Annotated in this window: 9 protein-coding genes; 4 read left to right on the top strand and 5 right to left on the bottom strand. The window is 36.5% G+C overall.

The features are described 5' to 3' along the window. Nucleotides 1–31 precede the first annotated feature (31 nt). The 3 genes from H5084_RS10615 to H5084_RS10605 form a co-directional block, all read right to left on the bottom strand. Complete coding sequence (locus H5084_RS10615; RefSeq protein WP_182690429.1) at nucleotides 32–1,087, bottom strand: mechanosensitive ion channel family protein; 1,056 nt, start codon at nucleotides 1,085–1,087, stop codon at nucleotides 32–34. A gap of 311 nt (nucleotides 1,088–1,398) precedes the next feature. After that, complete coding sequence (locus tag H5084_RS10610; RefSeq protein ID WP_182690428.1) at nucleotides 1,399–3,033, bottom strand: diacylglycerol kinase family protein; 1,635 nt, start codon at nucleotides 3,031–3,033, stop codon at nucleotides 1,399–1,401. Nucleotides 3,034–3,327: 294 nt separating this feature from the next. Next, nucleotides 3,328–3,705 (bottom strand): hypothetical protein, encoded by a 378-nt coding sequence (locus tag H5084_RS10605; protein WP_182690427.1) that lies wholly within the window; start codon nucleotides 3,703–3,705, stop codon nucleotides 3,328–3,330. Nucleotides 3,706–4,343: 638 nt separating this feature from the next. Here H5084_RS10605 and H5084_RS10600 point away from each other — a divergent pair. Beyond that, a complete protein-coding gene (locus H5084_RS10600; RefSeq protein WP_182690426.1) occupies nucleotides 4,344–5,540 on the top strand; it encodes a hypothetical protein in 1,197 nt (398 codons plus the stop codon). Nucleotides 5,541–5,757: 217 nt separating this feature from the next. Here H5084_RS10600 and H5084_RS10595 read toward each other — a convergent pair whose 3' ends face one another. After that, complete coding sequence (locus H5084_RS10595) at nucleotides 5,758–7,179, bottom strand: DASS family sodium-coupled anion symporter (RefSeq protein WP_182690425.1); 1,422 nt, start codon at nucleotides 7,177–7,179, stop codon at nucleotides 5,758–5,760. Between the two features lie 150 nt (nucleotides 7,180–7,329). Further along, nucleotides 7,330–7,806 carry a response regulator gene (locus H5084_RS10590; protein ID WP_182690424.1) on the bottom strand — a complete coding sequence of 159 codons (477 nt, stop codon included), beginning with the start codon at nucleotides 7,804–7,806 and terminating at the stop codon, nucleotides 7,330–7,332. A 425-nt stretch (nucleotides 7,807–8,231) separates the two neighbouring features. On the opposite strand from H5084_RS10590, the gene H5084_RS10585 reads away from it, so the two are divergent. The 3 genes from H5084_RS10585 to H5084_RS10575 all read left to right on the top strand — a co-directional run bounded on the left by H5084_RS10585 (nucleotide 8,232) and on the right by H5084_RS10575 (nucleotide 11,275). Continuing rightward, on the top strand, nucleotides 8,232–9,566 hold the full coding sequence (locus H5084_RS10585; RefSeq protein ID WP_182690423.1) for a ferric reductase-like transmembrane domain-containing protein: 1,335 nt from the start codon (nucleotides 8,232–8,234) through the stop codon (nucleotides 9,564–9,566). 363 nt (nucleotides 9,567–9,929) lie between these two features. Continuing rightward, entirely contained in the window at nucleotides 9,930–10,280 is a 351-nt protein-coding gene (locus H5084_RS10580) for an Imm51 family immunity protein (RefSeq protein ID WP_182690422.1), read from the top strand. Between the two features lie 374 nt (nucleotides 10,281–10,654). Further along, complete coding sequence (locus tag H5084_RS10575) at nucleotides 10,655–11,275, top strand: HAD family phosphatase (protein WP_182690421.1); 621 nt, start codon at nucleotides 10,655–10,657, stop codon at nucleotides 11,273–11,275. Nucleotides 11,276–11,288: the final 13 nt, after the last annotated feature.

Here is an 11,288-nt window from a genome sequence, read left to right as displayed (position 1 = left end):
TTCTATTATTAGCGATTAGCGATTGCATTGCTTAGCTGTTATTTGCCGTGCCTGTCGTATTTGATTTAATACTGGATTTAGTAGCGGCTTTAGTACTTTTATGAGGCTGTTTGTTATGCGAGTTATTAGTAGATGCAGCACCTTGCTTAGTCCGTTGCTTAGCTCCTTGTTTAACATTAACTTGTTCAGCATCTGCTTGCTCATTTAATACCTGGCCTAACTCTTTTCCTCCTTTAATTGCAAAATCTAGGGTACGAACAGGGAATGGGATCAAGATATCAGCTTCCGATAGTGTGTTTTTAATAAGAGAAATAGCTTGGTGTCTTGCTGCCATGAAGCCTGTCTGGCCAGGGTAATCAATCCAAAACCATACTAATAAATTAATGGCGCTGTCTCCAAAACTTTCAGCGTATACATTGGTTTCCTGTTTTTTGATTACAAAGTCGCATTGATTTAATGCGTTGACTAACAGCTTGGCAGCTTGATCCGGATCGTCAGCATAAGAAATTGAAACGGGGACTTCAATACGTCTTTCACCAATCACTGTGTAATTGGTTAATATATTCCTGAACAATGTTTTGTTAGGAATAATTTCTAGTTGACCAAAAAATGTTTCAACTAAGGTATTGCGTAAATTAATCGTTTTAACAGTACCAAATACGCCATCAGCTTCGACTATATCACCGATTTTAAATGGTTTTCTAATCCCCATTACAATGCCGGCAATTAAATTTTCAGTCATATCTTGGAAGGCAAAACCAATCGCCAAACCAATTATCCCTGCACCCGCTAATAACGAGGTCACTGTGCCTTTTAAACCAACAAAGTCTAAGCAGATGAAAATACCCATTAATATTAAACATGTCTTAAGAATCGCTGTAATTAAGTCTGCTATTTGGTGGGAGTCAAATGCACGCCTTAATACTTTACGCATTACATTACCGGCGATACGCGCGAATAAAGAAAATAAAATAATAAAGATAATCGCCACGATTAAATTGGGTATATGCTGAATGCCTGTCTCTATCCAAGTATTTAGCTTTTCTTCTATCAGCTTCCAATATTGATCAATATTTAATAAGTCCATGTCGTACTCCTAGAAAATCACATATAAAAATCCAATTGCAAATTCTAGGCCTGAACCTAACTGTCTGATATTATTTTGTTTATTTGTGTTTTATAAGGTCTTAAAAAGACGGAGTGGTAAATTTTACAAAAATAATTGTCAGTTATTCCTAGCTCCGTAGCATTTTTGCTGAGGAAATATAAATTTAAGTTGAATAGCTGTTGGAACAGATAATGAACCATGAACCATGAAAGTGGATGGAAGGAAGATTAAAATAAAAGGGCTAAGTGGAGCTGCTTATTGTCAGCAGAGTCCACTAAGCGCGGTTATTTTTATTGTTTTAAAAAAACTGTTAATGCACTGGGGTTAATACAAATACTAAGCGTATCACTTTCAAATAACTCACCATCAATGACGTATTTAATGCTTTCTTTACTGTTGATTTTTATTTTTTTAACCCGTTTAGCTTGAATATTTTGTTCGCTATCTACTGGCCTCGGTTGTTCATTATTAAAGCTCAATCCTGCTGAAATTAATTCCCCTAATCCCACTAATTTACTGCCTACCTGTTGTGTTGAATTAATCCAAGTAACATCAAGGTAACCGTCTTGTATATTAGGTGCTCCATTACCTTGTGCTAATAAACTTGTGACGGGGGCGGCGTTAGCAACTACAAAACTAGTGGTTTTTATAGGGGTAAAATCCTGCTCATCAAAAGCGATCTCGAGCTGATAGTTTTTACCCTCTGAATACGCTTTCCAAAAACCATTTAAATAAGCAAATTGCCCGTTATCATCTTTAACTTCTCTGTCTGCAAAATTGATCATGTCATATTCTAGGCCAATTCCTGCTAATAACAGCACCGTTTTATCATTACATTTTGCGGTATCAATTTTAACTGTTTGTTTGTTACATATGTGTGATAGCGCTAGCTCAACGGGGGTTATTTTAGACAGGTGGCCGTATAAATGGTGGGCTAATGCATTTGCGGTACCCATAGGTAAAAAACCAAATATAATATTCGTGTTCACTACCTCTTCAGCAACTTCCCTTAAGGTACCATCTCCACCTGCGGCAATCACTGTCGAAGTCTTGGCCGCTAGCGCTTGTTCGGTATAGTGCTTAGCGGATAGTGTTGGGGTCGTTTCTTTTACTGTTAATGTGAAGTGTTTATTAAGTTGATTGATAACATCGACTTTATATTGCTCCCACTTCCCGCCCCCTGCAGCCGGATTTACAATTAACCAAGCCGTTGGGTAAGTATTAAGGCTTTTCTGTTCTCGATATTGCACTAAGCGTCTTAACTGTTTTTTATTTAAACCTGCTTGAGTACGCACACTTGATATATTATCTAATACTTCTCGAACGGTTAAGTCCGGGTTTTTTGCTAATAAATAAGCTGCGGCAACAAATACCGAACGGCCTCTGCCTAAAGCGCAGTGAACCACCACGTTGTTACCATCATTAATATGGTTGTCGATCCAAGTGATTGCTTGCTGTAAAGAATCGAGATCTGGTGTTTGATGGTCTAATGTTGGGATGTTCAAATAATCTAGATCTAGCGCAGTACTTCCCCAGTCTAAGGCACTAAATTCAGCAGTCATATCTACAATTGCATGAATATCACTGATATTACCGGATATAAAGTCTTGTGTATTTAAACGCGTTGCGACGAATAAACCTTTGTCTATTTCATGTATTTTAGGGGTCTTATCTCGCTTCCTAGCAATGCCATTATAAATATAAACACCTGCGATAAATGGCCATAATAAAACATTGATATAGAGGGGAATGCGTCCATCGCTATTCTTTCTAAATATACTGGGCATTTTAATCAGGTAAGCAATTGAAATAACGGCGAGAGAGGCACTGATCCAATATAAAATAAAAGACAGTAAAAAAGCGCTGTAATAACCCAATAAAGCAAAAATGAAGGTTAACGCGATGTAATAAAAATAAATAGGCATTAATAATCCCCTTAAGAAAAATGATGACATAGATTCAACAGTACTGATTTAACGTCGTAGTAATTTGAGGTTGAGGTTATTGGTGGTCATTTTACTACCGCTATATACTCACTTGTACCTGTTGTTTTCTGTTAGCTCTATGTTTTACATTGGTTATTTGCAAGGCATGAGCCAAAACTTAACCTTATGATAAATAACTACTTATTCTCTATCTTTTATTTTTAACTATCTGTTTTTTTGTAAAGTTTACACACTTTGTTGTTAATACTTCGCGTTAAAATAATAAGGTTATAGCTAATCGTTACTTTTTAATAGTTGAGTGAATTCATTTAAAGAACATTGGTAAAAGTCTTTTATCAATGCTTCAGTTTCAATTGCATTTTTATCAACAAACAGGCTAAAAGTATCTCTTTTAAAAAAAGGACCTAAAAAGCGTCGACGCTGAGAAACTTTAGCTGAAATCATCCATTTGCCTGTTTCTAAGCTAGAGATGTGCAAAGAAGCCTCGTCTGCCTCAGGAATTTGAAAGATTAATATTTTCATTGACGATGTTTGCTGTTGATTTTGCCAATGAAAATGTCTAAAAAAAGTTAATGCTTCATCTAAAGTGGGTTGAAGGGGAACATCTTGTTCCATTTCTTGGTCGTAATAACCGCAAAAAATCCCTTTCATTTATTATTCTCCTTGATAAAAACGTAATGGTATTGACTGTTTGAATAACCATGATTAATTTAATCAACATCAACTTATACATTTATATAAATATCTACATCAATATAAAAGTGAATATAAACAATATTGTAACGGTTTTATCTCGTTTAAAAAGGGGAGGTTTGTTAGTGATGTCATCAATAGTTACATTTTTTTAGGCTGATAACTGATTAAGTGTGATGATAAATTCACAGTACTTGTTAAATAATATTGGCACAGATGGTCTCAGAAAAAAGTCGGTATTTACTTTAGCGGCTTAGCAAGGCTCATAACCGATAGATAAGCTTTTATATCTGTTGTCGTTTTTTAGCTGGGCAATAAAAGGTAATCAAAGAGTTGATTACCTTATTTTGTTGATTTACTTATTAAAACGCACTTAATACTTTATACATTTTAAACTAGTGCACTATTCATCTAGTGTACTAAAGAAGTACTGACGGGTTGTTTTGCTGCTTTGGCTGCTTTTTTCTCTTTTGCAGTTAATAATGGTTTCTTTTTAACATTTTTTTTACTGTCTTGGCCTTTACTCATGATTTTTTCCTTTTGTAGAAATTGCTTACTTATAATTATTCAACTAAGTGAATAACGGAAATTACACATTGGCTCAATATCTTGGTCTACAGGCTGATTGTATAACGGATTCAGTATGGCCCTATGATGTAACAATAGATAGCAACAGTAACGGTTTTATTGTTATTCCTGAAAGTTATACTGCAGGGCAGGTTGTGGTTAGCGCAATTGCAGGTCAAACAAGTGATAACGATGGTGTTGGTTTTATTGCTCAAAGTTATCAAATGGTCGCCGATATTTCGGTAGATACGCCTAATGTTATTACACCATATACAACTCTAGATGCCTTAGATACAGATAAAACCATGGCTGATATTGCTAATGATTTGGGACTTGATCAAGAACTGATCAGTGGTGATTATGTTGCTTCAGCCGCAGCTGAACAGGCACAGGTACATTTATTAGCCCGTGCATTAGTTACCCAACTTAGCAAACAAAAAGAAGACAACGATACCAGTGAATTAATTAAACAAGCGACAAAAATTAATGATTATATTAAAGTTGATTTAATTAATGAGGGGATGGATTTAGATTTGAATAACATCTTTATTGATAAAGAAGGTGAGATTAAACATCGACGATTAATAACCTCATTATCAGACTTCCTTGAAGAGGGGGAGTTAACGCAATTTAGCCTTAATAGTAGTTACTTTAATGACGAAGGTGTAAGAGCTGTTACTTTTTCTAATGGTGAAGCCGATCTTGAAGGTAATATCGCGACTTATACAATAGCTGGCAACCAATTGACGACTTCATTTGGTTCAGAACAAGAGACGGATCAATTTATTTATGTCAGTAATGACTTGTCTTTATCTGTCCCTTTAGCAGATAAAGATCTCACGGTATTGCACAAATCAGAGATTGATGAGACTAAATTTTGGACTGAAGACGATTTAATTGGTGAGACATTCTATTTTGTTTTTGATGACTCGGCAGACTCTAAAATACCTGACCCTTCAATGGTCACCGTCAGTTTTTCTGAATCAACTTTGACTATGACTGAAGAAGGTCAAGAAATAACACTAGGCTGGTCTTTGCAAGGCGAAGAATTAACATTAAAATTAAGCGCATTAGGTGAAAATGACTTGGTTTATAGCCAGTACATTTCAGATAATAATATGGTACTTGTTAAAAGTGTTGATGGCCAAGGCCCATTAACATTAGTACTTAAAGATGAAAACCTAGCAAGAAACATTATTAGCGAATGGTTATTATTGAATAAATAATAGTATCGATTTATCAAGCTTATCTATAAATAAGCTTATTTATAAGGCTCATTAACTAAACAATCACATCCATCATTAGCGACGCTTAATACTAAAGTCAGTAGCTAATGAGCACGACCGTTTTACCCATTTTAGCCACTTTAGAGTGGCTTTTTTTCATCTTGAATAAATACAACATCTTTTTTATAAGCACTTCTCTCCATCTTCTAACCATTTTTTAGCCGAGAATAATATCAAGTTGATGTAGTACAAAAAACATTGAAAAGCTGATCATCAAACCACTCAATCCAAGTATCACACCCACTTTTAACATTTGTGAGCTTCTAATGTGCCCGCTAGCATAAGCAAGTGCGTTTGGGGGCGTACTGACAGGTAATGACATGCCTAACGAGGCCGCAAAGGTTACTGATAATATAAGGACCATTTGACCGCCATAGGGAAGTAATGAGTGCATCGATGCACCTAATGTCGCGACTAAGGGTAATAGTAGGTTAGCGCTGGCTGTATTAGACATAAAGTTTGCCATCAGTAAACATAACATTGAGGCTCCAACAATGAGCACTAATGGATGAAAATGATGAAATGGAATTGCTTCAATGGTCCTAGCTGCCAGTCCGGTTTTGTCTAATGCTAAACCTAAGGCTATGCCGCCGGAAACAAGCCATAAAACGTCCCAAGAAATATGTTTTAAGTCTTCTTTGCTAATGATATTAAAGATAGAGAAAATAGCGACGGGTAACATCGCAACTACGTAAGAACTCATGCCATGCAAGTCTCCCAGTAACCACAATATGATGGTTAATAAAAAGGTGCCATAAACGAGCCAAGCTTTTGGTGTTTTTAAAAATGTACCTTCGATGTCTAGTTTTATGGCATTAACGGAAGCTGGAAATAGATGGTTTAGTAATAGCCAAGCGAGTAATAACATCACAGCAACAAAAGGTACGCCCATTGCCATCCATTCCGCAAAGCTAATGCTGTTTTCGTTGACTAAATATTTTAGGGCGACGGCATTAGGTGGTGTACCAATTGGAGTTGCAATACCACCAATATTGGCCGCAACGGGGACCGATAATGCAAAGGCAACTTTACCGCTATCTTTATCACCAAACAGTGCAAGTACTGGCGTTAGAATAGATAACATCATAGCGGTGGTTGCTGTATTACTCATAAACATCGAAAACACTGCTGTGATGAGCATGATACCTAACATGACATATTTTGGCTGGTGGCCAAAAGGACGTAACAGTACACGGGCTAAATTAATATCCAGACGATATTTTGTCGAGGCAATAGCTAAGAAAAAGCCTCCTAGAAAAAGCATAATAATCGGTGATGCGAAGGTGGCCATAATGTCACTTTGGCTAAGCAAATGCCCTTGCAATTGCGGTGTGCCATTAGTGGCAAACCATAATCCGTGATCGGAAATAAGCAGCAGCTCTAATACAATAATTAACACGGAAGTGGCATAAATCGGGATCGGCTCCATGACCCAGCACAAAGCAGCCATAACAAAAATAGCCATGACGCGTTGCTCTACTAATGTTAAACCTGCTAGTCCAAAGCTATCTGCGGGTAATAAAATAATAATTAAGGGTAATAAAATAGGCAGAATGTACTTCAAGTTTTTTTTTATCATTTAATATGCCTCCCACAAAGCGATCTAATTTAAGTTGATGTTAGCTGTTGAAGTGATTCTATTTGTATCTCCGCATTATTTTATTATCTGCCATTATTACGAATTCGTTATTATCAAAAAATTAATGCCGTAAAATGAATGCTGTAAAATTTATGATTTAAGTAATCGATACAGAGTCGGGGCATCGAGTTTCTTTATAAAAGGTTCATATTCAATCCCTTTTTCAATGATGAATTGAGTCAATAACTCTTTCACCATTTGGATTAACTCGTCAGAGTCCCAGGCTTTGGCTAAGAAGCCATCAACCTTGGCGCTGTTAATCGCTTTGATAGTATCTGCTTGTGTGGCATGGCCAGTTAGGAGGATTTTTTTAGTGCCAATGAAGCGACTGTCGGTTGCGACTTCTGTTAATAATGCAACGCCTGATTTAATGGGTAAAAAATGCCCCGAAATAATTAAAGCGACATATTCTTGTTGAGCATCGAAGGTTTCTAATAACTGCTCGCATTGCTCTGCAGATTGGCATTCTTCAATAGTGAACATTTCACTAAAAAAGCTAAGGTCTCGATTGACAGCTACTAGGATTTCGCGATCATCATCAACGCAAATAATATTAATTTTTTCCATTTTAATTCCTCCTACACAGTCATCAATAAAAGTAACTATCTCTAAGCAAACAAATAGTAATTAGCTCCAATAAGAAAGTAATTTACTGCAGTAAAACATCTTCAATAGTAAGGTAATTAGCGCTAACAAAACGATGTTCATCTCTAAGCGTTAACAAAGGTATAGCATAGGCTCAACAGTCGAAATAGGTGGTTAGATCAAGTAAAGATAGGATAGCTATATCTTTTAGTTGAGTTTGATAAGGCCGTCTTTAAAAGGTGTTTTAGCATTTTTATTGCAGGTTTGATTATTTGTGTCTAAATCCATATTTAATTCATATTTGAAGGCTATTTATTTGCTATATTATACCCATGTTAATAGTGCGTGAATTGCGCCGTGTTAAGTCGCTATTTTAGTCGCTATTTAAGTTTTAGGGGGCGAGGGTTATGCGTAGAATAAAATGGTTTATGCCGGTATTTTTTGGTTTATTGACCCTGTTATGGGTATTAGCTGAAAATCTTCAATTACTTCCTTGGTCTTACTTTCCCATTCGTAAGGTACTGATGCAATACAGTGGCATATTAGCAATGGCAACGATGAGTATTATTATGCTGCTAGCACTGCGTTTAAAGCCCTTAGAAAAATTATTAAATGGTTTAGATAAATCATATCGTTTACATAAATGGCTAGGCATTAGTAGCTTGGTGTTTATTCTTATCCATTGGTTTTGGACTAAAGGTTCAAAATATTTGGTCAACTGGGGGCTATTAGATAAACCCGGTGGAAAAGGACGAATGTTGTCATCCATTGACGCATCTTCATTTGAAGGGCTATTACATAGCTTACGTCATTCCGCTGAATCGGTAGGTGAGTGGGGTTTTTATGTGCTGCTACTATTGATTGCTATCGCCTTGGTCAAAAAGATCAATTACCCGATATTTTTGACAACACATAAGCTAATGTCCGTTGTTTATCTGTTGTTTGTATTTCATAGTTTAGTGTTATTGAAGTTTAGTTATTGGCAGCAACCCATTGGTTGGTTTGTTGCAGTATTAATCATTATCGGTTGTTGGGCTTCAATACAAAGCTTGCTAGGTAATATTGGACAAAAAAATAAAGTACAGGGCTATGTTGAAAGCTTTCATTTTTATAAAAGTAATCATGTATTAAATCTCAGCGTGGGGACTTCTAAGCAATGGCCCGGACATGAATGTGGGCAGTTTGCTTTTGTTACCTTTTTGGGACAAGAGCCACATCCATTTACTATTGCTAGTATGCCAAACTCATCGGGTTCTGTTCGTTTTCATATTAAAGCGATTGGCGATTTTACGGATCGACTTAATGCCAGTATTAAAGTGGGCGATCCCGTCACATTAGAAGGCCCTTACGGATGTTTTAATTTTAAATCTAAAACCGATCATCAGATATGGGTTGCGGGGGGGATTGGTATTGCTGCCTTTACAGCGCGAATGGAAGCGTTGGTGAATGCACATCAAACTTGTTCTGTGGATCTGTTTTATTGCACGCAAAGCCCTGACCCTATTTTTATTCAATACATTAGCTCATTAGCCAAACAAGCTAATGTTAAATTACACTTATGGGATGTGAATAAGCAGGGATTTTTAAATGCCAAACAGATCATTGAAAAGTCAATGAATTGGGCAGGTTCAGATGTGTGGTTTTGTGGACCTCAATCTTTCTCTAGTGCATTACAGCATGCATTTGATGAGCTTGGATTAGACAAAAGTAAATTCCATTATGAGTTGTTTCAAATGCGTTAGTGGTTAATTATTTTAATTTGTAATGTTATAACGCCATGCTTTCATTAGTATATGAATAATCATTCACCTTAACTATCGATAACTATCCATGAAGCAAAATCGATGCCTCAAAAAAGGCATTGGCTTGATTACTATCGTGCGGTCAAAGGTCATTGGCCGCGACAAACATGAGCTGGGCACTACAAACATTCGCTAAGCACAATTCAGTTTGCAATAGACTATTTGCTTGCTCATAAAAAACCTATTCATTCTGAGGGTTATATAAATTATTAAATACAAAAGTATGATGCATAGCATTATTTTTTATCATTTTTAGGGCTAGGATGAAGTTCAAATCAACCGTGTCTATTAAAGAGATTTATTATGAAACAACCGAATGCTTTTCAACCTTTTTTATTTTCAAGTTTCCAAAAAATTCATAGTTTGACCTTGGGGGACTTAAAATGGAAAGCATTTGAGTCGCATGATTTTTTAGGTGATAGTGATGACTGGGGGATGGTCGTCGAAAATATGCTAACCGAGAAAAACCCCGGCCTTTTAGCAAAATTAACATTGTGTAGCGACCATGATATGTTTTGTATTCGCAGCCAAGATAGAGATGCACTGCATGACGTAGCAGAAATGGTGTTTGAGTTTTATGACGATGATACACGTTTAGATGCTTTTATTGAACGTTATGCGCAATATGACTTTGTACCTAACGCATCCGTTTAAAGATCCTGTAAACAATATCTTTGGTTATCTAGATAGAATATTGAGTAAACAGCGAATCATTATTCGTTCACTGTTTACTCACCTTCCTTTTTATTCTTATTCACAATAATTTTTAGCCACCTGCTAGTCAACTAAGCCTTCTGCTATGTATTCAGCTAGGTATTCAGTTTTCTATGTAGCAATATAACGATGATATATTTAACTACGATTCAGCAAGCCACTTCCTGCGAATTGTTATTGGACGCCTTTTAATGTTATTTTTACTTATTGTAAAGTGATGTAAGGTAGGGCGCTATAAGGTAAGTAGTTGTAAGCTAGGTAGTTATAAAAAGGTGAGTATCTAATTATTTTTATAAAGTAATCATGAGGGTGTTATGGATTTAGTGATTTTTGATTGTGATGGAACATTGGTCGACAGTGAGTTTCTCTGTAATCTAGCAATGCAACAACAGTTGGCAGAATTGGGTATTGAGGCAAGTGCTGAGCAGCTTGTTGCTGAGTATCGAGGCGTGAAGCTTAATGTGATAATGTCGAGCTTAGAAACTGTCTTTTCAATCAATTTCCCTGGCAATTTCGAAGTTGAGTATAGGAAAAAAGTGGCCCAACTTTTTGACCTTCACTTAACCCCCAATCAAGGTGTTATTGAGTTAATTGAATCGCTGACTATTCCCTATTGTATTGCATCATCAGCCCCACGAATGAAGATAGAACAGGCACTACGGGTGACAGGGTTGGATAAGTATTTTAAAGGTAAAATATTCAGCGCCTATGAAGTCGGCTCTTGGAAGCCTGACCCTGGTTTATTTTTACATGCAGCAGAAACCATGCAGGTCGATCCCGCTAATTGTTATGTGATTGAAGATAGTTTAGTAGGTTTACAGGCTGCGAATGCAGCGCAGATGAAAAGTGTTTATTACGCGCCTAATGAGGCAGAGCAAAGTCCGCTTGCGATGTTGCAAATACAGCATATGTCAGAATTGATTGGCAAACTTTAAGTTTGATAGATGT

The organism is Psychromonas sp. SR45-3, from assembly GCF_014163575.1.
In the GTDB taxonomy this organism is placed as follows: Bacteria; Pseudomonadota; Gammaproteobacteria; order Enterobacterales; family Psychromonadaceae; genus Psychromonas; species Psychromonas arctica.
Note: the sequence above shows the minus strand (reverse complement) of the source record. Positions and strands in the feature narration are given on the sequence as shown.